The organism is Flintibacter muris (assembly GCF_943192995.1).
Taxonomy (GTDB): domain Bacteria; phylum Bacillota; class Clostridia; order Oscillospirales; family Oscillospiraceae; genus Lawsonibacter; species Lawsonibacter muris.
This window is the reverse complement of sequence record NZ_CALPCP010000037.1, coordinates 1-22,790: the sequence shown is the minus strand read 5'-3', so window position 1 is coordinate 22,790 and position 22,790 is coordinate 1. Positions and strand designations below refer to the sequence as shown.

18 protein-coding genes, 1 pseudogene and 1 other annotated feature are annotated in these 22,790 nt (G+C 60.5%); of the genes and pseudogenes, 12 read left to right on the top strand and 7 right to left on the bottom strand.

Going from position 1 to position 22,790, the window contains the following annotated elements; all coding sequences use genetic code 11:
• Nucleotides 1-4: 4 nt before the first annotated feature.
• The 6 genes from NFS22_RS18750 to NFS22_RS18725 all read right to left on the bottom strand — a co-directional run bounded on the left by NFS22_RS18750 (nt 5) and on the right by NFS22_RS18725 (nt 6,332).
• Nucleotides 5-2,647, bottom strand: a complete 2,643-nt coding sequence (locus NFS22_RS18750; protein ID WP_251319249.1) for a valine--tRNA ligase — start codon at nt 2,645-2,647, stop codon at nt 5-7.
• A 58-nt stretch (nt 2,648-2,705) separates the two neighbouring features.
• Nucleotides 2,706-3,308 carry a hypothetical protein gene (locus tag NFS22_RS18745; RefSeq protein WP_251319248.1) on the bottom strand — a complete coding sequence of 201 codons (603 nt, stop codon included), beginning with the start codon at nt 3,306-3,308 and terminating at the stop codon, nt 2,706-2,708.
• A 10-nt stretch (nt 3,309-3,318) separates the two neighbouring features.
• On the bottom strand, nt 3,319-3,831 hold the full coding sequence (locus NFS22_RS18740) for a YcxB family protein (protein ID WP_338148029.1): 513 nt from the start codon (nt 3,829-3,831) through the stop codon (nt 3,319-3,321).
• A 2-nt stretch (nt 3,832-3,833) separates the two neighbouring features.
• On the bottom strand, nt 3,834-4,448 hold the full coding sequence (locus NFS22_RS18735; RefSeq protein ID WP_251319246.1) for a YcxB family protein: 615 nt from the start codon (nt 4,446-4,448) through the stop codon (nt 3,834-3,836).
• Nucleotides 4,449-4,487: 39 nt separating this feature from the next.
• Nucleotides 4,488-4,699: a binding site (T-box leader), on the bottom strand.
• 192 nt (nt 4,700-4,891) lie between these two features.
• Nucleotides 4,892-5,659, bottom strand: a complete 768-nt coding sequence (locus NFS22_RS18730; protein ID WP_251319245.1) for a type III pantothenate kinase — start codon at nt 5,657-5,659, stop codon at nt 4,892-4,894.
• A gap of 19 nt (nt 5,660-5,678) precedes the next feature.
• Nucleotides 5,679-6,332 carry an ECF transporter S component gene (locus NFS22_RS18725; RefSeq protein WP_251319244.1) on the bottom strand — a complete coding sequence of 218 codons (654 nt, stop codon included), beginning with the start codon at nt 6,330-6,332 and terminating at the stop codon, nt 5,679-5,681.
• Between the two features lie 557 nt (nt 6,333-6,889).
• Between NFS22_RS18725 and NFS22_RS18720 the strand changes: the two genes are divergently transcribed.
• From NFS22_RS18720 to NFS22_RS18690, 7 genes are all read left to right on the top strand, one after another.
• On the top strand, nt 6,890-8,098 hold the full coding sequence (locus NFS22_RS18720; RefSeq protein WP_251319243.1) for an ABC transporter substrate-binding protein: 1,209 nt from the start codon (nt 6,890-6,892) through the stop codon (nt 8,096-8,098).
• Nucleotides 8,099-8,306: 208 nt separating this feature from the next.
• Nucleotides 8,307-9,182, top strand: coding sequence for a branched-chain amino acid ABC transporter permease (locus NFS22_RS18715; protein WP_251319242.1), 876 nt, complete (start codon nt 8,307-8,309; stop codon nt 9,180-9,182).
• A 14-nt stretch (nt 9,183-9,196) separates the two neighbouring features.
• Nucleotides 9,197-10,402, top strand: coding sequence for a branched-chain amino acid ABC transporter permease (locus NFS22_RS18710; protein WP_251319241.1), 1,206 nt, complete (start codon nt 9,197-9,199; stop codon nt 10,400-10,402).
• Entirely contained in the window at nt 10,399-11,241 is an 843-nt protein-coding gene (locus NFS22_RS18705) for an ABC transporter ATP-binding protein (protein ID WP_251319240.1), read from the top strand. The genes NFS22_RS18710 and NFS22_RS18705 overlap by 4 nt, the downstream gene beginning before the upstream one ends.
• Complete coding sequence (locus NFS22_RS18700; RefSeq protein ID WP_251319239.1) at nt 11,234-11,947, top strand: ABC transporter ATP-binding protein; 714 nt, start codon at nt 11,234-11,236, stop codon at nt 11,945-11,947. Before NFS22_RS18705 ends, NFS22_RS18700 begins: the two co-directional genes overlap by 8 nt.
• Before the next feature lie 112 nt (nt 11,948-12,059).
• Nucleotides 12,060-13,271 carry an ion transporter gene (locus tag NFS22_RS18695; protein ID WP_251319238.1) on the top strand — a complete coding sequence of 404 codons (1,212 nt, stop codon included), beginning with the start codon at nt 12,060-12,062 and terminating at the stop codon, nt 13,269-13,271.
• Nucleotides 13,272-13,819: 548 nt separating this feature from the next.
• A complete protein-coding gene (locus NFS22_RS18690; protein WP_251319237.1) occupies nt 13,820-14,578 on the top strand; it encodes a TrmH family RNA methyltransferase in 759 nt (252 codons plus the stop codon).
• Here the strand turns inward: NFS22_RS18690 and NFS22_RS18685 are convergent.
• Nucleotides 14,575-15,792 carry an MFS transporter gene (locus NFS22_RS18685; RefSeq protein ID WP_251319236.1) on the bottom strand — a complete coding sequence of 406 codons (1,218 nt, stop codon included), beginning with the start codon at nt 15,790-15,792 and terminating at the stop codon, nt 14,575-14,577. The two genes, NFS22_RS18690 and NFS22_RS18685, sit on opposite strands and share 4 nt — an antisense overlap.
• Nucleotides 15,793-15,902: 110 nt before the next feature.
• On the opposite strand from NFS22_RS18685, the gene NFS22_RS18680 reads away from it, so the two are divergent.
• From NFS22_RS18680 to NFS22_RS18660, 5 genes and pseudogenes are all read left to right on the top strand, one after another.
• Nucleotides 15,903-17,129, top strand: coding sequence for a DNA-processing protein DprA (locus NFS22_RS18680; RefSeq protein ID WP_251319235.1), 1,227 nt, complete (start codon nt 15,903-15,905; stop codon nt 17,127-17,129).
• Between the two features lie 424 nt (nt 17,130-17,553).
• Nucleotides 17,554-19,908, top strand: a complete 2,355-nt coding sequence (gene topA, locus NFS22_RS18675) for a type I DNA topoisomerase (protein WP_251319234.1) — start codon at nt 17,554-17,556, stop codon at nt 19,906-19,908.
• A gap of 162 nt (nt 19,909-20,070) precedes the next feature.
• Nucleotides 20,071-21,375 carry a methylenetetrahydrofolate--tRNA-(uracil(54)-C(5))-methyltransferase (FADH(2)-oxidizing) TrmFO gene (gene trmFO / locus NFS22_RS18670; RefSeq protein WP_251319233.1) on the top strand — a complete coding sequence of 435 codons (1,305 nt, stop codon included), beginning with the start codon at nt 20,071-20,073 and terminating at the stop codon, nt 21,373-21,375.
• A gap of 79 nt (nt 21,376-21,454) precedes the next feature.
• Complete coding sequence (plsX, locus tag NFS22_RS18665) at nt 21,455-22,495, top strand: phosphate acyltransferase PlsX (RefSeq protein WP_251319232.1); 1,041 nt, start codon at nt 21,455-21,457, stop codon at nt 22,493-22,495.
• Nucleotides 22,496-22,601: 106 nt separating this feature from the next.
• Nucleotides 22,602-22,790 (top strand): annotated as a pseudogene (locus NFS22_RS18660) (hypothetical protein); the annotation flags it as partial.

Sequence of the window (22,790 nt, the reverse complement as noted above, 5' to 3'; positions counted from 1 at the left end):
GCTGTCACATCCCTTTCTGTTGGGCTTCCAGCTTGGCCACCAGTTCGGCAAGCTGTATAGCCCGTTCTTTTTCCGCCTCCACCACATGGGCGGGGGCCTTGTTGACAAAACCTGGGTTGTTCAGCTTGGCGTTCAGCTTTTCCAGCTCGGCGGACTGCTTTTTCAGCTCCTTCTCCACACGCTGCTTCTCCTTCTCCAGGTCCACCAGCTCCCCCAGGGGGATGGACAGCTGGGCGGCGTGGGTGACAATGGACACCTGCCCGGCCTGGGCGGCGGCGTCATCGGCCTGGGCCTGGGCAAAGGGGACAATCTCCACCTCGCTGGCGTAGGCCAGCTTCTTCAGGAAGGGCACACCCAGGGTGAAGATCTCCGTCTCCATGGTGGCCACGGTGAGGCGGGCTTTCTTGGAGGGGGGCACGTTCATCTCGCTGCGCCGGCCCCGGATGGCCCGGATGGCGTCCATAATCAGCTCCATGGCCTTTTCCTCCTGGGGGAAGTTCATGGTCTCAGAGGCCACAGGCCAGTTCTGCATCATCAGGAAGTCCCCCTCGTGGGGCAGGGCCTGCCAGATTTCCTCCGTGATGAAGGGCATAAAGGGGTGGAGCAGCTTGAGCATTTCCGTCAGCACCCAGCACAGCACCTGTTGGGCCCGGACCTTGCTGTCCTCGTCCTCACCCTGGAGGCGGGTCTTGGTCAGCTCGATATACCAGTCGCAGTAGTCGTCCCAGATAAAATCGTAAATCTTCTGGGCGGCCACACCCAGCTCATACCGGTCCATATTCTCGGTGATCTCCGCCACCGCGCGGTTCAGCCTGGACAAAATCCACTTGTCCTCCAGCTCCAGCTTCTCGGGCAGCTCACATTTATCAATGGTCAGGTTCATCATCAGGAAGCGGCTGGCGTTCCAGATTTTGTTGGCGAAGTTGCGCATGGCCTCGCACCGCTCAGTGTAAAAGCGCATATCGTTGCCCGGAGAGTTGCCGGTAACCAGGTTGAAGCGCAGGGCGTCGGCGCCGTATTTGTCGGCAATCTCCAGGGGGTCAATGCCGTTGCCCAGAGACTTGGACATTTTCCGCCCCTTGTCGTCCCGGACCAGGCCGTGGATAAACACGGTGTGGAAGGGGGGCTTGCCGGTGTGCTCACAGGCGGAGAAGATCATCCGGGCCACCCAGAAGAAGATAATGTCGTAGCCCGTCACCAGCACGTCAGTGGGGTAGTAATACTGGAAGTCCTCGGTGTTGTCCGGCCAGCCCAGGGTGGAGAATGGCCACAGAGCGGAGGAGAACCAGGTGTCCAGCACATCCGGGTCCCGCTCAATGTGTTTGGAAGCGCACTTTTCACAGCAGTCGGGGTCGGTTTCCGAGACGGTCACGTGGCCGCAGTCGGCACAGTACCAGGCGGGAATCTGGTGGCCCCACCACAGCTGGCGGGAGATGCACCAGTCATGGACATTCTCCATCCAGTTGGTATAAGTCTTGGCGAAGCGGTCGGGGACAAACTTTGTCTCCCCCTCGTTGACCACCCGCAGGGCCTCACGGGCCAGGGGCTCCATGCGGACAAACCACTGGGCGGAGATAAGAGGCTCCACGTCGCTGTGGCAGCGGTAGCAGGTGCCCACATTGTGGGAGTAGGGCTCAATCTTCTCCATCAGGCCCAGAGCCTCCAGGTCGGCCACCACGGCCTTTCGGGCCTGATACCGGTCCATCCCCTCATACTTTCCGCCGTTGGCGTTGACAACGCCGTTGTCGTCCAGCACCCGGATGGTCTCCAGGTTGTGGCGCAGGCCCACCTCAAAGTCGTTGGGGTCGTGGGCGGGGGTCATCTTCACGCAGCCGGTGCCGAAGTCCATCTCCACATAGTCGTCAGCCACAATGGGGATCTCCCGGTCCATCAGGGGAAGGATACAGCTCTTGCCCACCAGGTGCTTGTACCGGTCGTCGTTTGGGTTGACGGCCACGCCGGTGTCGCCCATCATGGTCTCGGGGCGGGTGGTGGCCACCACCAGATAGCCGGAGCCGTCGGCCAGAGGGTAGCGCATGTGCCACAGGTGGCCGGGCTTGTCCTGATACTCCACCTCGGCGTCGGACAGGGCGGTGACGCAGTGGGGGCACCAGTTGATGATCCGGGAGCCCTTATAGATCAGGTCCTTCTGATACAGGGAGACAAACACATGGCGCACCGCCCGGGACAGGCCCTCGTCCATGGTGAAGCGGGACCGATCCCAGTCGCAGGAGGAGCCAAGCTTCTTCTGCTGGGCCACAATCCGGGCGCCGTACTTGGCCTTCCAGTCCCACACCCGCTCCAGGAATTTCTCCCGGCCCAGGTCGTAGCGGCTCAGGCCCTCGTTCTTGCGCAGCTCCTCCTCCACCTTCACCTGGGTAGCGATGCCGGCGTGGTCGGAGCCGGGCACCCACAGGGCGGCGTAGCCCTGCATCCGCTTGAACCGAATCAGAATGTCCTGGAGAGTGGAATCCATGGCATGGCCCATGTGGAGCTGGCCCGTCACGTTGGGCGGGGGCATAACAATGGTAAAGGGCTTCTTTTTCGGGTCACGGCGGCCCTTAAAGCAGCCGTTTTCCTCCCACATTTTGTAAATGCGGCCCTCCGCCTCCTGGGGCTCATAGACCTTTGGCAGTTCTTTTTTCATAGAAATATCTCCTTTAGCAGTAAATTGTTTCGGATTTTTACAAACGCCTTCCCCCAGCTCAGGAGGGTCTGACGGCAGCCTTCAGCTTTTCCGGAATCTGGCAGGTATACCAGATGGCCACGTAGGGTTTGAGCCACCGGCGCAGAGCGCTGGGGTCACCCTCCAGCTGCTCCTTGGGCAGGGGCAGGCCGGCCATCCGCTTGCCGGTGATCCACACAATCTCATCACACTCCACCGCGGTACGGAACTTCCGGCAGTCGAAAATCTGGTGGGGCTGGCCGCCGTCGAAGTAGACCCGGCACTCTTTGCCCTCCAGCTCAATGCGAAAGGGCAGATCGCCGTTGTACCGGCCCGCCTCCTTGGCCTTTTGCCGGGCCTCCCGGTTGGTTTTCACCGCCGCCGCCGGATCGCCGCCGCTGGTTTTGCGTATGATCGTCATACCCACATAGAGCGTGAGGATCATATAGAGAAAGAACATGGAGGGCTTTCCCTCCCGGAACTGGACAAAGCCGGCCAGCGCCAGAAAGATGGTCACCAGCGGCCCCATAATCCGTCCAATGCGCATCATGCGGGTGTAGCTGAGCAAAATGAGCCAGTCTCCGGCTGTCTCCAGCTGCTCGGTGGTGCCTCGAAAGACCAGTTTTCCCTGTGGTGTGTTCATTCCGCGCCTCCTATCTGACATGTTGGATCTTCAAACCCGTTTTTTTCCGGATCAGCTCCCTCAGCTCCTCCATGGTGCCCCAGGTGAGGCCCCGCTTGTCGAATACCTGCCCCTGCTTTCGGTCCAGAAGGAGAGCAAAGTAGTCCTTTGTCTCCACCGCCGCGGCAACCTGGCTGTACAGCCACCACCGCTCCCCGGACTGGGCCCGGCAGATGTAGCAGCTCTCCTTCTCCTGAAAGGCGGTGTTCACCTCCCGGCTGTCCGGGGGGGTTCTGCGCAGGCCTATAGCCCCGTTGACCCGGTCCTCCCCCAGTATGCAGGCCAGCATAATGCCCCCCAGCAGGGCGTTGACATGCCAGCCCCCCACCCCGGCCCGGAGGTATATTGCTGTCAAGTAACCTTCCAGCAGCACCGCAAACCAGGCCAGCACCCGCACCGGACCGTTCCGGCCCCGGCGCATGGTCTTTCGGGTCATCCTGGCCAGGGCGGTCATGGCCCTGTGGTCAATGGTGGTCTGTATCACAATCAAAGCGCCACCCCTCTCCGGGCTTTTTCTCCGTCCACCCAGCGCACTGCTTTGCCCGTCTGCTCCGCCAGAAAGGCGGCGAATTGATCCGGGTCACCCTTGGTGAACTGGGATTTGTTCAAAATGTGCCATATTTTTTGGTCCAGGGTGAGGTAGAAGTGCTCCTCATCCTCCCATGGCTGCTGAAGCTGACTGTAATCATAGCGGTGGCCGCTGGTGCTGTTGTGCATCTCCATGCCCGCTGGCGTAAAGCGGTAGAACCAGCGCAGCTCCGGGGCCTGCCCCGACCACTTTTTACAGCACCGCTTGGCCCAGCGGGGCCAAACCGGCTCTGACCGCCCTGGCCGCCACTGAATCAGGCTCAGTACGCCCAATGTCAGAAAAACCAGTCCCATACAGATCATGTAAGGGGGAACCGGCTGGAACTCCAGAGGATTCAGCCAGCATACCGCCAACAGAAAAACTCCTCCCCCGAAAAACAGCCAAGCGACCCGCCACATTCCCCGGTCTGAGAGACGCTGAACGCCCTTTGTTCCAGGCCGTTTTTCCCGAAAGCCGTGCCAGAAGGCAGCAAAATCCTCCACTGTGTAATCCGGCCGAATTTCAAACTCCACAGCATATTCCTCCATTGAAAAACGCCCCGAGTCCAACAGACTCAGGGCGATTGCAAAACCGCGGTACCACCTGAATTTTCCCCGGATGGGGACCCTCATTCCTTCTGTAACGGGAAGTTCCGCTGCCCCTTACTGTCCCTTCGGGGGCAGAGCCCGAAAGCCACTTTCTCCAACCCGGACCGGGGACTTGCACCGTCCGCCCCCTCTCTGGAGGTCCGCCCATGGATACTCCTCTTTCGCATTGCCTTGTTCCGTCCATTATACGGAAAACAGAGGGTATTGTCAAGGCTTAGCCAACAAAATTTAATAGATGCCGTATCCAACGCGAGAGACAAGGAGGATAAGAAAAAGTACCAGCTTTTGGACCGGATCACGGAAAATCTGCAAAAGGCGCTGGAGGGCTGAATACCGTCAGGGCAGACGCGTATGCGTCTGCCCTGTTCTCATTTTTTATTCTTTTGATAGATGATGTTCAGCCCTTTCAGCAGCAGGTCCCTCTCCAGCCTGATCTCCCGGCGGCACAGGGGGACTACAAACTGGGCCATTCCTCCGGTGGCCACCACAGTGGTGGAAAAGCCCAGCTCCTCCTCCACCCGGTCCAGCATGCCGTCCAGCATGGCGGCGGTGCCGTACATGATGCCGCTGCGCATGCAGTCCACAGTATTCTTGCCGATCACCCGCCGGGGCCGATCCAGACTGATGCCGGGCAGCTGGGCCGTGCGGGAGGTGAGGGCCTCCAGCGACACCCGCACACCCGGGATGATGCACCCCCCCAGGTAAGTGCTCCCCTGGCCCACCACCTCAATGGTGGTGGCGGTGCCCAGGTCCAGCAGGGTAAGTGGGGGCGCATACTCCGCCAAAGCGGCCACGGCGATTACGATCCGGTCGCTGCCCACCTGGGAGGGGTTGTCCATACGGATATTCAGCCCGGTTTTCAGCCCGGGACCCACCACCAGAGGCTGCTTTCCTGTCACCTTGACAATGCCCGTGCGCACCGAGTTGAACACCGGCGGCACCACCGAGGAGATGATGCAGTCCTCCACATCGGCGGGCTTGACGTCAAACAGGCTGAGCATGCTCTTGATCTCCGCCCCATACTGGTCAGAGGTCTTGATGCGGTCGGTGGCAATTCGGGCCTCAAAGGCGATTTTCCCGCCCTCAATGCCGCCAATCACGATATTTGTGTTGCCAATGTCGATGGCCAGGAGCATAGCGCTCACCTCAACAGGTTTATTTCTCTTTTTCCACCACAACGCGGACAGGACGCAGATTCGCGGGCACATGGAGCAGTGCCGCGCACACTGCCTCCACCAGCACGGCGGCGGCCACAGCCTCGGCCACACCGGAGGTGGCCACGATGCCCATAACCAGACCCAGTACCGCCTCCATGCCTACCTTCTGGGCCGCAGCAAATTCGGGGGACAGAAGGAAGTAGATGCTGCCCATCACCAGTCCGGTGTTGGTCAGCGCCCCGGCCGCCCCCACCACAGGCAGGGCAATGAGGTCGTTGACCCTCAGCTTTTTCAGCGCAATCCACAGCCAGCCGGACACCACGCCAATGAGAATCCGGCACCCCAGGGCAATCCAAACCGCCTTGGCCGCCCCGGCGAGGGAGTCGGCCAGGAAGGGGGAGAACGCAAAGGACAGCACGGTAGGGGCAGTGGTGGCCGTCCACATGGAGCACAGGCCAAATACGCCGCCCAAAATTGCCCCCGCCAGGGGGCCCAGCACCACCGCCCCCACAATCACGGGGATATGGAGCGTAGTGGCCCGGATAAGGGGCAGGGGAATCAAGCCAATGCCGGTGAGCTGTAATACCAGCTGGAGGGCCACAAACAGGGCCACTCCCACCAGCCAACGGGTGTCGTGCTTACGGGTTTTCATACAAATTACCTCCTGCTGCCGCTCCGCCTTACACGGATGCAGCGCATTTATTAAGAGGGCGAGGACGTCCCCGTCCTCTCAGCGGTCCATTATACAGGATACTCCCCCAATATGCAAGAAAAACTTCGGGACTTTACAGCGGCCCCCAAGGAAATCAATTTTCAATAAGTCCAACCGAATTTATAGGGCGGGACGACTCGGCCCGCCGCTGGTTAGAAGTTTTTCCCGACGGCACGGCGGGGTCATCGCGCCCTGCAGCGACAAAATTGACTTCCCAAAATGGGAAAATGAGCAAAACCCCTGGCGGGGCGCCCGGCAAAATGACCAAAAGGGCTGTCGCTGACAAGCGGACATTTGACCGCCAAAAAGCAGGCTGACCATCCCAGTGTCCTTGTGACGCGGACATTTGACCGGCACCCACCGAAAAAACCAGCTTAAAAACCGGTCGGGAGGGAAAACTTTCTGTATAATATGAGCCTTGAAAAGTGGAGAAAAATCCCGTAAAATTTCAATATTACCCTGGGCCGGAAGGTCCTTGTGAAATTAGGAGGAATAAAATGAAAAAGCTTCTTTCCCTGGCTCTGGCCTCCGCTATGGTCCTGAGCCTGGCCGCCTGCGGCGGCAACAGCGGCAGCGCGGGCAGCAACCCCGCCAACTCCGGCACCCCCGCCGCCAGTGGGGACAAGGTCATCAAGATCGGCGTGTTTGAGCCCGCCTCCGGCGACTCCGCCTCTGGCGGCAAGAAGGAGACCCTGGGCATCCAGTTCGCCAACTCCGAGACCCCCACCGTGGAGATCGGCGGCGAGACCTACACCGTTCAGCTGGCCCTGTCCGACAACGGCTCTTCCACCGACAAGGCCCCCTCCGCCGCCGCCGACCTGGTGTCCCAGAACGTGGCCATTGTGCTGGGCTCCTACGGCTCCGGCGTGTCCATGGCCGCCAGCGATACCTTTAAAGACGCCGGCATTGCCGCCATGGGTGTAACCTGCACCAACCCCAACGTCACCGCCGGCAACGACCACTACTACCGCATCTGCTTCCTGGACAATTTCCAGGCCCAGGTGCTGGCCAACTTCGCCATGGACAAGTTTGACGCCAAGGTGGCCTACTGTCTGGGCGAGACGGGCAACGAGTATGACCAGGGCCTGGTGGCCTTCTTCAAGCAGGTCTTCGAGGCCAACGGCGGCAAGGTCATCACCGCCTCCTTCCCCACCAACAACTCCGACTTCAACACCTATCTGAACCAGGCCAAGGCCGAGGGCGCTGACGTCATCTTCACCCCTGTGTCTATCGCCTACGCCACCCAGATCATCACCCAGGCCCAGTCTCTGGGCATCACCGCCCCCTTCCTGGGCTCTGACACTCTGGACGACAATATGGTGCTGGAGGCCGCCAACGGCACCGATATCCAGCTGTATGTCTCCACCTTCTATCAGGAGGGTGGCGCCCCTGAGTTTGATGAGGGCATCAAGAACTATATCAACTCCAACTCCGCCGCCAAGGACGCCAATGGCGGCAACGACACCATCGCCGCTGTCACCGCCATGGGCTATGACGCCTACTATGTGGCCCTGGAGGCAATCAAGGCCGCCGGCTCCGCCGACCCCGCCGCCATTAAGGCCGCTCTGGGCAGCGTGACCTACACCGGCGTGTCCGGCGATATCGCCTTTGACAGCACCGGTGATGCCATCCGCGACACCGCCTATATCAAGCACTCCACCAATACCAACGCCTGGGAGCTGGAGACCGTCCAGAAGGCCAGCTGATTAAACCGCAAGCACACAAGCCCCGGCGGAGCAAAGCCGCTCCGCCGGGGAAACGCAAGTGTTCCTCCCTCTCTGAGGGAGCCATGTTTCATGGGCTGCCTTGAAAGGGGTCGCGCCCACCCTTTTCAAGACAGCCCAAGCTTTCATCTGTATGCTTTCCGCCCCGGAGGGGCAAACCATCAACAAAACTGCAAGGGAGGACCCCGCTTTGGAATTTGCCATTTCCGTACTCATCTCCGGAATCTCCGTGGGCGGGCAGTACGCGCTGATTGCCATTGGCTACACCATGGTGTACGGCATCCTGCGCCTGATTAACTTCGCCCATGGCGATGTGTTCATGGTGGCGGGGCTGCTGGGCATCTACCTGTCGGCCAGCATGCCCCTGTATCTGTCTATGCCCCTGGTGCTGCTGCTCACCGTTGTCCTGGGCTTTTGCATTGAGCGCGTGGCCTACAAGCCTCTGCGCTCCGCCCCCCGGATGTCGGTGATGATCTCCGCCATCGGCGTCAGCTACCTGATTCAGAACACCGCCACCTATATCACCGGCGGCCAGCCCATGACCTACCCCGTAATCCCCTTCCTGTCTGACACAGTGAAGATTGCCGGTACCTCCACCAAGTGGGTGACCATCCTCACCCCCTTCCTGGTGCTGGTGCTGGTGCTGGCCCTGACCCAGCTGATCCACCACACCAAGGCGGGCATGGCCATGCGGGCCGTGGCCAAGGACTTTGAAACCGCTCAGCTTATGGGCATCCGTATTAATACCATCATCTCCATCACCTTTGTCATCGGTTCCGCCCTGGCGGCTATCGGCTCTATGCTCTACTTCACCAACTTCCAGGCCATCACTCCCACAGCCGGGGCTCTGCCCGGCCTGCGGGCCTTTGTGGCGGCGGTAGTAGGGGGTATCGGCTCCATCCCCGGGGCGGTGGTGGGGGCCTTCATTATCGGCATCTGCGAAAATGTGATTAAAAGCACCGAGTTTACCGTCTTCTCTGACGCCGGCACCTTCGCGCTGCTGATTTTGATCCTGGTGCTAAAGCCCACCGGGCTGTTCGGTGAAAAAGTCACCGATAAAGTGTAAGGGAGGGGCGCGTTATGATACAACAAAAGAGCAAAAAGGGCGCTGTGGCCGCTCTGATCGCCTGCACGGCCCTGCTGGCCGTAATTGTCCTGCTGGAAAATGTCAGCGTATTCCTCCCCGCCAGCAGCGTGCCCAACCTGCTCAAGCCCACCAGTCAGCTCTTCGCCGTGCTGAAAAAGGGGGCGGTCTACTCTCTGGCCGCCGTGTCTATGAATCTGCTCAACGGCTTTACCGGCCTGTTCTCCCTGGGTCAGGCGGGCTTTATGCTGCTGGGGGCTTACACCTACGCCATTCTCTCCGTCCCTGTGGCCGACCGTGAGGCGGTGTACTACCTCTACGGCGGTTCCGCCGTCAATTTCTCCTTCCAGGACATGTTCGGCTCCATCTTCGGCACCCAGGGGGTGGGCGGGGCCGTCAGCATGGGGCTGGGAGTGGTTGTGGCCATGATTCTGGCCGGCTGTGTGGCGGCGGTGTTTGCCTACCTGATCGGCCTGCCGGTGCTGCGGCTGAAAAGCGACTACCTGGCCATTGCCACCCTGGGCTTTGCCGAGATTATCAAGGCCGTGTTCCAGTGGCAGGCCCTGGGCCCCGTCACCAACGGCGCCAACATGATTAAGAGCTTTCCCACCTTCTCCAGCTTCAACATCACCGACGCCAGCGGGACGGTGATTCTCCGGCTGTCCACCTTCTTCCCCTTCCTGGTGTCCATGATCTGCATTGCCATGATCTGTCTGCTGATTAACTCCACCTACGGCCGGGCCTTCAAGGCCATCCGGGAGGACGAGACCGCCGCCGAGGCTATGGGCATCAACCTGGCCAAACACAAAATGCTCTCCTTCTGCACCTCCGCCTTCTTCGCCGGGGTGAGCGGGGCCATGTTTGCCATGTTCGTCACCAACGCCCATGCCAAGGTGTACACCACCACCATGACCTACGAGATTTTGCTCATAGTGGTGATCGGCGGTATCGGCTCCATCTCGGGCAGCGTGATGGCCACCTTTCTGTATGTGGCCTGCTCCGAGTGGTGGCTGCGCTTCCTGGACAGCGAGGTGGTGCTCAGCAACGGCATGAAGCTCCCCTTCCTCCGGGCCGGGTTCCGGATGGTGGTGTTCTCCGTGGTCATCATGATCGTGGTGCTGTTCTTCCGCAGAGGTATCATGGGTGACAAGGAGCTGCCTGACCTGTTCAAAAAGCGAATCAGGAAGGAGGGGGCAAAATGAGCGCCAATATCCTGAAAGTAGAAAACGCTACCATGCAGTTCGGCGGCGTGGTGGCCGTGGACAACCTGAATCTGGAGGTCAACGAGGGGGAGATCGTGGCCCTCATTGGCCCCAACGGCGCGGGCAAGACCACCGCATTTAATATGATTACCGGCGTATACCAGCCCACCAACGGGGCGGTGTGGTTCCAGGAAAAGAAAATTGTGGAAAATCACCCTCAGGGCAAGATGGAAAAGCTCTACAAGGGGGAGCACGCCGGAGACTACACCCACGTTCTGGCCCCCACTCCTGACCACATCACCAAGCTGGGCATGGCCCGCACCTTCCAGAATATCCGGCTGTGGAAGTCCCAGTCGGTGTTTGAAAACGTGCTGATCGCCATGCACTGCCGCACCCACACCAATTTTCTGGCCGCCTCTCTCCGCCTGAACCGGAAAGAGGAGCAGGACCAGTGGGAGCGGGTGGCAAAGCTGCTGGACACAGTGGGCCTGTATGATGTGAAGGACGAGCTGGCCACCTCCCTGCCCTACGGCAAGCAGCGCCGGCTGGAAATTGCCCGGGCACTGGCCACCGAGCCCAAGCTGCTGCTGCTGGATGAGCCCGCCGCCGGGATGAATCCCCAGGAGACCAACGAGCTCACTGCCTTCATTGGCCGAATCCGGAAGGACTTCGGCCTGACCGTCTTCCTTATTGAGCACCACATGGACCTGGTCATGGATATCTCCGACCGGATCTACGTGCTGGACTTCGGCAAGCTCATTGCCCAGGGCACACCGGAGGAGATTCAAAACAACAAGCGCGTCATCGACGCGTATCTGGGGGTGGCGGAGGATGCTTAACATTGAAAATCTCCATGTGGCCTACGGCGGCATCCAGGCCCTGCGGGGCATTTCCCTCCAGGTGCCTGACGGCAAAATTGTCACCCTTATCGGGGCCAACGGCGCAGGCAAATCCACCACCCTGCGCACCATCACCGGCCTGGTGAAGGCCCAGAGCGGCTCCATTCAATGGAATGGGGAGGAACTGCTAGGCAAGTCCATTGACCGAATCATCAGCTCCGGCATTGCCATGAGTCCCGAGGGACGGCGGGTCTTTCCCGATATGAGCGTGCTGGAGAACCTGAAAATCGGGGCATACCTCCGCAGGGACAAGGGGGAGATTGAAAAGGACATCCAGTGGGTGTACCAGCTGTTCCCCCGCCTGGAGGAGCGCAGCTGGCAGATGGCCGGCACCCTGTCCGGCGGCGAGCAGCAGATGCTGGCTGTGGGCCGGGCCCTCATGTCCCGCCCCAAGCTGATGATGCTGGATGAGCCCTCCCTGGGCCTGGCCCCCCTGGTAGTTCAGGACATCTTCTCCATCATCACCGAGATCAACAAGCAGGGCGTGACCATTCTGCTTATCGAGCAGAACGCCAACATGGCTTTGAAAATTGCCGACCTGGCCTATGTGCTGGAGACGGGCAACATCACCCTGTCCGGAACCGGCGCGGAACTGCTGGCCAATGAGAAGGTCAAGGAGGCCTATCTGGGCAAGCACAAGAGCTGATTCCCCTGCGGCGGGAGCTTCGTCTCGAAGCTCCCGCTTTTTGGTTGCAATTTGTCAAAGATACGCTATAATATAGTCAAAGGACTTGAAAATCAGGACTTTGGAGGCTGCTATGGCGGACAAAAGCATTTGGCTGGCCCGGCGGAAGCGGGTCAGCGAGATTATTGAGGTGGGCTACGACCAGGACTGGCCCAGCCGTATCTACGACCTGGTCAACGCTCTGGCCATCTTCGTCAACCTGGCCGCCAGTATCCTGTATACCTTTGAGGAGCTGCGCGGGCAGTACGGGGCGCTGCTGCTTACGGTGGAAAGCATCACCGTGGTCTTTTTCACTGTGGACTACTGCCTGCGGCTGTGGACGGCCCGCGCCCTGTACACCAGCCGGTCCGAGGTCAAGGCGGCGCTGAAATACGCCCTGTCTTTCAGCGGACTGGTGGATCTGTTCTCCTTTCTGCCCTACTACCTGCCTGTGTTTTTTCCAGAGGGGGCGGTGGCCTTCCGCATGTTCCGGGTGGTGCGTATTTTCCGCCTGTTCCGCATCAACGCCTATTACGACTCCCTCAATGTCATCACCCAGGTCATTGCCAGCAAGCGCCAGCAGCTGTTGTCCTCCGTATTTATTATCCTGACCCTGATGCTGGCCTCCAGCCTGTGCATGTACAGCCTGGAGCACGAGGCCCAGCCGGACGTATTTATCAACGCCTTTTCCGGAATCTGGTGGTCCATGTCCACCCTGCTTACCGTGGGCTACGGGGATATTTACCCCATCACCACTCTGGGCAAGCTGTTTGGTATTGGTATCGCCTTTCTGGGCGTGGGCATGGTGGCCATCCCCACCGGTATCATTTCCGCCGGCTTTGTGGATCAGTACTCCCGCATCAAGCGGCTCAGCGAGTACGCCAATGAGACGGATATCCACTTTATCAAGGTGACCCTGCTGAAAAATGACCCCTGGGCCGGGCGGACTATCGCGGAGCTGGGCCTGCCCGCCGGTATCATTGTGGCCGCCATCCACCGGGAGGGGAAAATTATTGTACCCCGGGGCAATGTGGAGCTCCACCCGGAGGATACGCTGGTCCTGGGGGCCAAATCCCTGGGGAACGACAAGCACATTGACCTGAAGGAGATGGTGCTGCGCAGCCAGAACCCCTGGAACGGCCAGCGTATCCGGGACCTGGATATCTCCCGCCAGACCATTATCGTCATGGTGCGGCGCAGGGGCAACGTCCTTATCCCCAATGGCGACTTGGTGCTCAGGGAGGGGGACAGTATCATCCTCTACACCCAGAGCCACATTCGGGACGCCAGCACCATTGAGATATAGTATAAGCGCCGCCCGGCGGGCGGCGCTTATACATATTTTAGGCTCCCTCCTTGAGGGAGCTGTCGCCGCCGCAGGCGGTGACTGAGGGAGTGATACAACAATATTTTGCCGCCTCCCTCAAGAAGGGAGGCTTTTCCTGACAGCCGACCGAATAGGAGACGGCGGGCTCCTGGAGCATAGCCGCCGCCGGACGTACATTTCCGGGCGGCCTGTGGTGTCCAGGCGTTTAAGGGACAGCCGCCACGGATAGGCCGCCGTATTTGTCCGCCATATGTGTTAGAATTTCAAAATTTGTCACAGTATAGCAATCCTCCTCTCTGTCAGTTTGCCGAGGCCCGCTCACTCGGCCCGAGATAGCGGAGTTTTCGGCCCATGTTTCCGGCCTCCTTTCCCTCAAAGCATAAAAAATTAGAAGCGCGTCGAGGTCTTTCGACCTTTCGCACTTCAATGGTAAATCAACAGAGAAGGGATTTTCTGAAATCTCACCTTGACAACCGGGAGGGATACCTTTATTATATAAGAATCGTGTCCAAAAGGGGGGAGCAGCTGTGGAATATATTACCAGCCGAAAGAATCCCATCTGTACCCATTTCCGCAAGCTGGCCTCCTCCAAGCGCTACCGTGAGGAGACCAGGGAGATGCTGTGCGACAGCCCCAAGCTGCTGGAAGAGGCCGAGCTGTGGGGCTTTGGCATCAAGACCCTCCTGTACACTGAGGGGATGGAGCTGCCCCCCTTCGATGACCATGGGACCCGGACCATCCAGGTTACCGAGAGCGTGATGGAGTCGGTCAGTCCCATGAAGACCCCTCAGGGGGTGGTGTTCACCTGTATGTCCATGGGACACCAGCCGCCTGAATCTCTGGAGCCAGGACGGTATCTGGTGCTGGACGGGGTCCAGGACCCTGGTAACGTGGGTACCATCCTGCGCACGGCGGACGCCTTTGACTGTGATGAGGTATTTCTCCTCCCAGGCTGCGCCGATGTGAACAATCCGAAAACTGTCCGGGCCGCTATGGGGGTCCACTTCCGCCGGGTCATTTATCAGTGTACCCTGGAGGAGCTGACCGCCCTGCTCCGGGGGGCGGACATTCCCATGTACGCCGCCGCCCTGGGAGAGAACACCGCTGATGTGCGGGAGCTGGACCTGTCCAACGCCGCCGTGGTTATTGGCAGTGAGGGGCAGGGGGTGTCCCCCCAGGTGCTGGAGGCCTGCGCCGGAACGCTGAAAATCCCCATGTCCAGCCGGTGTGAGTCGCTGAACGCGGCGGTGGCGGCGGCGGTGATTCTGTGGGAGATGAGACGTTAGGTATTTTTTCTGTACAGCCCCCACACAATGAAGAAGGCGGCCAGCAGAAGCAGGAAAAAGACGGCGTAGGCGGGGACATAGCTGCCCGTCCAGTCGGCCAGCAGGCCGGGCAGGGGGCCGAAGACGAAAATACCCCCGGTAAAGAACACCGTAATGGTGCGCACGCCGCCCTCATACTCCTCCGGGCCATACAGGTCCGCCGCCCAGCGGGCCGGAGAGACGGCGGTGATGGACATTCCCAGGCCAAAGGCGGTGATGGCCAGAATGGGGAGGGCCGCCCCGCCCACAGGGGCCAGACAGCACAGAACCTGGGCCAGCAGCAGCGCGCCAAAGGCAAACAGGTTGCCCCCGCCGCTGCCCAGCCGGTCGTAGACCTGGCCGCACAGAATTTTTCCAATGCTGATCGCCGCCCCCAGGTAGGACAGCAGGGCGGCCACAAAGAGGCTGTTGTAGCCCGTTGAGGTGTACAGCATGGTCAAATGGGAGAAGGCGGGGCCGCCGGTGGCCCCGACAAACAGGGCGGCCAGCAGCAGCAGTCCCCGCTGGGCTTTGGACAGTCCCCGGCCCTGTTGCCTGACGGCGGCGGTGGCGGCAGGGCTGTGCTCCAGGCCGTAGGGCTCAAGCCCCATCCGGGCGGGGAGATCCCGCACCAGCAGCCACACCAGCGCCCCACACAAAAAGATGACGGCGCCCTCCCAGAGAAAGGTGGCGCGCATCCCACGCTGTTCCATCAGCCGGGTGAGCAGTACGGGGGCGAATACGGTGGACACCCCGCTGCCCGCCGAGGCCAGCCCCAGAGCCAGCCCCCGCCGGCGGCGGAACCACCGGCCAATGGCCAGTGAGATGGGGACCATTCCCGCCCAGCAGTAGCCGATCCCCGTGAGGGCGGCAGCCGCACAGTACATGGCAAAGCTGTTTGCCCAGGCGAAGCAGAGGCAGCCGGCGCCCACCAGGAACACCCCAAGGGCCATCACCAGACGCAGTCCCAGCCTGGCGCACAGCTGGTTGACATACAGCAGAGCGGCCAGGATAAACAGACTGCGCGTGGTGGTGATCCAGGAGCCCTGAGCGTCGGTAAAGCCGTTGAGGCGGACAATTTCGGGCTGGTAGACGGAAAAGACGTTGACCCCCAGCCCCATAACCGCGAACAGGGCCAGAGCCCCGCCCAGGCAGACCAGCCAAGCGCGGTGAGGGCGGCGCTGCGCTGTAAGCATAGCAATCGCTTCCTTAAAAAGAGATATTTGGGGAAAATCCCACTGTATAAAGATACCTTGAATGGACAGATTTGTAAAGAACAATTTCGCGCAGAGAGGAGGAGCGCAGGGTGGCCGATTTGAAATACTGGCTGTGGCTGACCAGCAGAAAGGGGCTGGGCGCGGTGGGCGCGCTGACGGTGCTGGACCACTTTACCACCCCGGAGCGGGCCTTTTTTGGCGGAAAGGGGGACTATGAGGACCTCCCCCTGCCCCCTTTTGCCAAAAGCTCCCTGCTGGACAAGAGCCTGGACGAGCCCAACAGGATTCTGGGTGACTGCGACCGCCTGGGCCTGCGGATCATGACCTTTCAGGATGCCGCCTACCCCCAGCGGCTGCGGCAGATTGCCGACCCGCCGGCGGTGCTTTACATCAAAGGAAAGGAATTCCGCTTTGACGAGGAAGTGGCGATCGGCGTGGTAGGTATGCGCAAATGTACCGCCAGCGGAAGAAAATGGGCGGAGAAGCTTGGGTTTGAGCTGGCCGAGAGAGGGGCGCTGGTGGTGTCCGGCATTGCGGAGGGGATCGACTCCTGCGCCATCACCGGGGCGCTGAGGGGCGGCGGTCCGGTGGTCTCCCTGCTGGCGGGAGGGGTGGACCGGATCTTCCCCAAGGAGAGCCGCTGGCTGTATGAGGATGTGGCGGCGATGGGGGCGCTCATCTCCGAATACCCGCCGGGCACCCCCCACAAAGGGGACCACTTCAACCCCCGCAACCGCATTTTAAGCGGCCTGTGCCTGGGGGTGCTGGCGGTGGAGTGCGAGCCTCAGGGCGGCACCATGCTGACCGTCAACCACGCCCTGGACCAGGGGCGGGAGGTGTACGCTCTCCCCATAGGGATGAACGAGCAGTGCGCCCGGGGGACCAACCGGCTGATTCACGACCAGAAGGCCAGGCTGGTGGAGAGCGCAAAGGATATTTTGGAGGACTTTGTGGAACTGTTCCCCGCCAAGCTGGCCGGAACAGCCCCGCTGTCCCGGGAGGCGGCCAAGGCCAGGCTGTCCGGCGGGAAGGACGAGCTCCGTGAGGCGCCCGTGAGGGCGGAACGGCCTGCGGGGAACCAGCCCCCCCAGCGGGAGCTGGTTCCCCGCTCCCAGCAGAAATCCCGGTTTACCGACGACCAGCTGGATATTCTGACAGCCGCGGCAGACCAGGCCCTCACCGCCGACGAGATTGTGGAGAAGACCCAGATTCCCATGCGGCGGGCCCTGTCAGCCCTCACCATGCTCCAGGTGGACGGCGCGGTGGAGGAGCGGCCGGGCCGCCGGTTTTACGCCCTGGTGGAGCTGGAAAACTAGCCCACCAGCCCGGAAAGCTCCCGGCCAAGGGCCAGGGGCCCGGAACAGCCGCCGATGCTCCATGTGGTGGGCCAGGCTGATTTCATCCAGCATCCCGTTCAGCAGACCAAGCTGCTCTTTGTCCCGCCCGCAGGCGAAAAAGCCTCCCTCTCAGAGGGAGCCTAAAAGGAGAAGCATGAGTTTTTGACACGCTGGCTTCCCCCTTCCAGGGGGAAGGTGCCCCAGTGCGCACACTGGGGCGGATGAGGGTGACTTCCAATAGCAATCCTCAAAATTGCTGACAGCTGCAGGGGCGGCAAACCCGGTGACTGCTATAAGCTGAACAGCACTCCCATGGCCCCTCATCGGTCACGGCTTTGCCGTGCCAGCTTCCCCCCTCAGGGGGAAGCCTTACGAAGTAATCAATCTCTGGAGGTAATCCAAAGTGGCAAATAAAACAGACTTAGTGATTGTAGAGTCCCCGTCCAAGGCCAAGACCATCGGCAAGTATTTGGGGCCGGGGTATGAGGTAAAGGCGTCTATGGGCCATGTGCGGGACCTGCCCAAGAGCAAGCTGAGCGTGGATATTGAGGGGGGCTTTACCCCCAATTACCAGCCCATCAAGGGCAAGGAGGATGTAATCAGCGACCTGAAGAAGGCGGCCAAGCGGTCCAACCGGGTCTATCTGGCCACCGACCCTGACCGGGAGGGGGAGGCCATCTCCTGGCATCTGAAGGAGCTGCTCAGCATCCCGGACGACAAGACCTACCGGGTAACCTTCAACGAGATCACCAAGAACGTGGTTACACAGTCTATTGCCGCCCCCCGGGCCATTGACCAGAACCTGGTGGACGCCCAGCAGGCCCGGCGTATCCTGGACCGGATTGTGGGCTACCAGCTGTCCCCCCTGCTGTGGAAGAAAATCCGCCGGGGACTGTCCGCCGGGCGGGTGCAGTCGGTGGCTACCCGGCTGGTGGTGGAGCGGGAAAACGAGATCCGCGCCTTTGTTCCCCAGGAGTACTGGTCCATTGAGGCTGACCTGGAGCGGGTGGCCCCCAACCTGGGGGCCTTTAAGGCCCAGTTCCACGGAAAAGACAAAAAAATGGAGCTGCGCAGCGAGGAGGAGACCCAGGCGGTAATTGCCGCCGTGTCTCAGGGGGCCTGGTCAGTGGCTAAGGTGAAGCGGCAGGAGAAAAACCGCCAGCCAGCCCCCCCTTTCACCACCTCCACCCTCCAGCAGGAGGCCAGCCGGAAGCTGAACATGTCCCCCGCCCGGACCATGGCGGTGGCCCAGCAGCTCTACGAGGGTATTGATGTCGCCGGCCAGGGGGCCGTGGGTTTGATTACCTACATGCGTACCGACTCCCTGCGCCTGTCTGACGAGGCGGTGGCTGCCGCCCGGGGGTTTATCTCCCAGCGGTACGGAGGCAGCTACTGTCCTGCCCAGCCCCGGAAATTCAAGACCAAGGGCAGCGCCCAAGACGCCCATGAGGCCATCCGTCCCTCCGACGTCACCCTGGTGCCTGAGGACATCAAAAAGGACCTGACCGCCGAGCAGTTCAAGCTGTATAAGCTGATCTGGTCCCGGTTTCTGGCCTGCCAGATGGCCAACGCCGTCTACGACAGCCTGTCTATCGACGTGGCCAATTCGGGCTATATCTTCCGGGCCAGCCACTCCTCCCTGAAATTCTCCGGCTTTACCGCCGTCTATGAGGAGGGGAAGGACACCGACGAGGAGGAGGAAAAGACCTCCCCCCTGCCCGATTTGAAGGAGGGGGAACCCCTTACCCATAAGAGCCTGAAAAAGGACCAGCACTTTACCCAGCCCCCCGCCCGGTACTCCGAGGCCAGCCTCATCCGGGCTCTGGAGGAGCAGGGCATTGGCCGGCCCTCCACCTACGCCCCCACCATCTCCACCATCCTGAACCGGGAGTATGTGGTGAAGGAGGGGGGAAAGGCCCTGCGGCCCACCCCTCTGGGGGAGGTAGTCACTGGGCTGATGAAGGAAAAGTTTCACGACATTGTGGACTACGATTTCACTGCCCAGATGGAGCAGCGGCTGGACAAGGTGGAGGAGGGTGCCACCGACTGGAAGGCCCTTCTGGCCGACTTCTACAAGGACTTCGACGCTGAGCTGAAGCAGGCCGAGCAGGACCTGGACGGCGAACGGATCAAGGTGCCAGACGAGGTGTCGGAGGAGATATGCCCCCAGTGCGGAAAGAATCTGGTCATCAAGTCGGGGCGGTTCGGCCGCTTTTTGGCCTGCCCCGGCTGGCCCGAGTGCGACTTTACCATGCCCTTGGTGGTGGAGATGCCCGGAAAGTGCCCCAAATGCGGCGGGCGGCTGTTCAAACGCACAGGCAAGAGCAAAAAGAGCGGCAAGCAGTACACCTACTACTGCTGCGAGCATGCCACCGGCAAAGACGAAAGACGCACCTGTGATTTTATGACCTTTGACGTGCCGGTAAAGGACAACTGCCCCGTCTGCGGCCAGACCATGTTCAAAAAAGCGGGCCGGGGGGCCAAAAAACCCTACTGCATCAACGAGCAGTGCTCCAACTTCACCCCCGAGGAAAAGCGGGGCGGCTGGCAGAAGAAGAGCCAATCCGCCGAAGGGGAGGCCGCCCCCGCACAGACGGCAAAGAAGCCAAAAAAGTCCGCCGCCAAGAAAACAACAGCGAAAAAGACCGCCGCTAAAACTGCGGCGGAGAAAAAGACAACTACCAAAGCTTCAACTGCCAAGAAGTCCACTGCCAAGAAGACTACGGCCAAGAGAGCTGGGGCAAAGAAGGAAGCGTAAAAAACCTCCCTTCGCAAAGGGAGGTGGCATTTGCGAAGCAAATGACGGAGGGTTTTCTCCAATCGAAACGCAGCTGTTTAAGAGAAAACCCCCAGTCAGCCTTCGGCTGACAGCCCCCTTTGCGAAGAGGGCCTTGGCCCTGCGGGGGACGAAGGAGGAAATATGGAAAAGGTTACCATCATCGGCGCGGGCCTTGCGGGGAGCGAGGCGGCCTGGCAGCTGGCCCGGCGGGGTATTCCGGTGGAGCTGCGGGAGATGAAGCCGAAAAAGATGTCCCCTGCCCACCACAGCGAATATTTTGGGGAGCTGGTGTGCTCCAACTCCCTGCGCTCCGACCAGCTGGAGAACGCGGTGGGGCTGCTCAAGGAGGAGCTGCGCCGGTGCGGTTCGCTGATTATGGCCTGCGCCGGCGAGCACCGGGTGGAGGCCGGCGGCGCCCTGGCGGTGGACCGCCACGCCTTTGCCGCCGCGATTACGGAAAAGATCAGAAGCCACCCCAACATCACAGTGGTGGAGGGAGAGGTGACTGAGGTTCCTTCCGAGGGGAACGTAATTCTGGCCACCGGGCCTCTGACCTCGCAGGCGCTGTCGGAGAAGATCGCCAAGCTGTTTCCCGACAGCAAATATCTGAATTTCTTCGATGCCGCCGCCCCCCTGGTCACCTTTGAAAGTATAGACATGGAAAGCGCCTGGTTCGCCTCACGGTACGATCGTGGAACGCCGGACTACATCAACTGCCCGCTGACCCGGGAGGAGTACGACGCTTTTTGGCAGGAATTGATCTCCGCCCAGGAGGCGGAGGTCCACGGCTTTGAGGACGCAGGGGTGTTTGAGGGGTGCATGCCGGTGGAGGTAATGGCCCGCCGGGGGCGGGACACCCTCTCCTATGGGCCGTTGAAGCCGGTGGGGCTGAAAGACCCCAAAACCGGCAGGGAGCCCTTTGCCGTGGTTCAGCTGCGCAAAGACAACGCCCAGGGGTCGATCTACAACATGGTGGGCTTTCAGACTCATCTCAAATGGCCCGAGCAGAAACGGGTATTTTCCATGATTCCCGCCCTGAAAAACGCGGAATATGTCCGCTATGGCGTGATGCACCGGAACACCTTTCTGGATTCTCCCCGGCTGCTGGACCGGTATTACCGGGTGCGGGGACGTAAGCGGCTGATATTTGCCGGGCAGATCACCGGGGTGGAGGGCTATGTGGAGTCCACCGCCTCGGGCTGCCTGGCCGCGCTGGAGCTGGCCCGGCGGCTGGAGGGCAAAACGCCTGTTAATTTTCCCCAGGAGACCGCAATGGGCGCATTGGCTCTTTACATCAGTGACCAAAGTGTGGTAAACTTTCAACCAATGAATATCAATTTTGGGCTTATCCCGCCCCTGGGCTACCGGGTGAAGGGCAAGCGGAACAAAAACGCCGAGCTGTCCAAACGTGCACTGGCGGCCCTGGAAGCGCTGGACCTGTCGTAGGAGCGAAAAGCCTCCCTTCGCAAAGGGAGGCTTTTGGAACAAACCTGCAAGCTGCCGCAAAGAGAAGAGAGGGAAAAGCATGAAAATCATTGTAGACGCCATGGGCGGAGACAACGCGCCCCAGGCCCCGGTGATGGGGGCTATCCAGGCCAACAAGGAGGACGGGGTGGAGATCATTCTGGTGGGCCGTGGGGAGGACATTTTGAAAACCCTGGCCGCCAATGGCATCAGCGATCTGCCCTCCGGGGTGGAGATCGCCCACGCCAGCGAGGTGGTGGAGATGTGCGACGACCCGGCCACCGCCTTCCGCAAGAAAAAGGACTCCTCCCTCACCGTGGGCCTGACCCTGCTGAAGGAGGGCGCAGGGGACGCCTTCATCTCCGCGGGGTCCACCGGGGCTCTGCTGTCCGCCGCCACCCTGGTGACCAAGCGGATCAAGGGCATCCGCCGGGCCGCCCTGGCTCCGGTAGTCCCCACCGGCAACGGCGGCGCGGTGCTCATCGACTGCGGCGCCAACGCCGAATGTCCTCCGGAATATCTGCTTCAGTTTGCCTACATGGGGTCCTACTACGCCGAAAAGGTGCTGGGCCGGGAAAAGCCCAAGGTGGGACTGCTGAATATCGGCGCGGAGCCCTCCAAGGGCACCGACCTTCAGACCACTGTCTACCCCATGCTGGAGGCCGCCTCCGACGCCGGGCGCATCAACTTTGTGGGCAACGTGGAGGCCCGGGAGGCGGTGCAGGGGGCGGTGGACGTGATTGTGTCCGACGGCTACTCGGGGAACATCTTCCTCAAGACCATGGAGGGCACCGGGCTGTATCTGGCCCGGGAGATCAAGGCCATGTTCAAGAAGAATCTGATGACCAAGCTGGCCGCCCTGCTGGTGTCCGGCGGGCTGAAGGAGTTCAAGCGGAAGATGGACTCCAGCGAGGTGGGCGGCACCGCCCTGCTGGGCATCTCCAAGCCCGTCATCAAGGCCCACGGCTCCTCCGACGCCAAGGCTATCCGCAGCGCCATCACCAAAACAAAGGAGTACATTGCCTCTAACATCATCCAGGATATCACCGAAAATATCGACCTGATGCGCCTGGACACCCCTGCGGCGGCGGAGAAGGAGTAAAAATGCCCCCGGAGAACGCCTGTACCGCCCTAGTACTTCACCAAGATAGAAAATAGAAGTAGCGGAGAAGCGAGAAATGTGGTAAAATACTCTCGGGTGATGAGGAATGAACCACAAATACATTGTAACATTAACGGATGAAGAACGGGAGATGCTACAGGAACTAATTGCAAAAGGGCGAACCCAGGGATATCGAATCAAGCATGCCCAGATACTGCTGAAATTGGATGAAATACCAGAAAACCGGGAGTGGACATACGATAAAATAAGAGAAGCGTATCATGCCACGCCACAC

What these genes read in the sequence shown, in the direction of transcription:
- NFS22_RS18750 (WP_251319249.1), bottom strand. Translation starts at nt 2,647, where the DNA reads ATGAAAAAAGAACTGCCAAAGGTCTATGAGCCCCAGGAGGCGGAGGGC.
- NFS22_RS18745 (WP_251319248.1), bottom strand. Translation starts at nt 3,308, where the DNA reads ATGAACACACCACAGGGAAAACTGGTCTTTCGAGGCACCACCGAGCAG.
- NFS22_RS18730 (WP_251319245.1), bottom strand. Translation starts at nt 5,659, where the DNA reads ATGCTCCTGGCCATCGACATTGGCAACACAAATATCGTGATTGGCGGC.
- NFS22_RS18725 (WP_251319244.1), bottom strand. Translation starts at nt 6,332, where the DNA reads ATGAAAACCCGTAAGCACGACACCCGTTGGCTGGTGGGAGTGGCCCTG.
- NFS22_RS18720 (WP_251319243.1), top strand. Translation starts at nt 6,890, where the DNA reads ATGAAAAAGCTTCTTTCCCTGGCTCTGGCCTCCGCTATGGTCCTGAGC.
- NFS22_RS18710 (WP_251319241.1), top strand. Translation starts at nt 9,197, where the DNA reads ATGATACAACAAAAGAGCAAAAAGGGCGCTGTGGCCGCTCTGATCGCC.
- NFS22_RS18705 (WP_251319240.1), top strand. Translation starts at nt 10,399, where the DNA reads ATGAGCGCCAATATCCTGAAAGTAGAAAACGCTACCATGCAGTTCGGC.
- NFS22_RS18700 (WP_251319239.1), top strand. Translation starts at nt 11,234, where the DNA reads ATGCTTAACATTGAAAATCTCCATGTGGCCTACGGCGGCATCCAGGCC.
- NFS22_RS18695 (WP_251319238.1), top strand. Translation starts at nt 12,060, where the DNA reads ATGGCGGACAAAAGCATTTGGCTGGCCCGGCGGAAGCGGGTCAGCGAG.
- NFS22_RS18685 (WP_251319236.1), bottom strand. Translation starts at nt 15,792, where the DNA reads ATGCTTACAGCGCAGCGCCGCCCTCACCGCGCTTGGCTGGTCTGCCTG.
- trmFO (WP_251319233.1), top strand. Translation starts at nt 20,071, where the DNA reads ATGGAAAAGGTTACCATCATCGGCGCGGGCCTTGCGGGGAGCGAGGCG.
- plsX (WP_251319232.1), top strand. Translation starts at nt 21,455, where the DNA reads ATGAAAATCATTGTAGACGCCATGGGCGGAGACAACGCGCCCCAGGCC.